The sequence below is a fragment of the Microvirga pakistanensis genome (assembly GCF_004458765.1).
Lineage (GTDB): Bacteria > Pseudomonadota > Alphaproteobacteria > Rhizobiales > Beijerinckiaceae > Microvirga > Microvirga pakistanensis.
Window position 1 is genome coordinate 1 of sequence record NZ_SPJX01000523.1, and the last position, 223, is coordinate 223.

The following is a 223-nucleotide window of genomic DNA, read 5'->3' on the forward strand; positions in this document are numbered from 1 at the left end:
GATTTCGCGCGTTCGCGTGGTCGAGGCGGACGAGGACATCGTGCATGAGGGCGAGCATCCCTCCGAGAGCAACCTGCTGCTCGACGGCTTTGCCGCGCGCTACAAGATCTTGTCCAACGGGCGGCGTCAGATCACGGCCATCCATGTCGCCGGCGATTTCGTCGACCTGCACAGCTTCCTCTTAAGGACGATGGACCACGGCGTTCTGGCGCTCACGCCCTGC

At 63.7% G+C, this 223-nt stretch carries 1 protein-coding gene; it reads left to right on the forward strand.

Annotation, left to right across the window (positions count from 1 at the left end):
* Position 1: 1 nt before the first annotated feature.
* The coding region (locus E4K09_RS23660) for a cyclic nucleotide-binding domain-containing protein (RefSeq protein ID WP_134500154.1) at positions 2 to 223 on the forward strand (222 nt) is incomplete at its 3' end.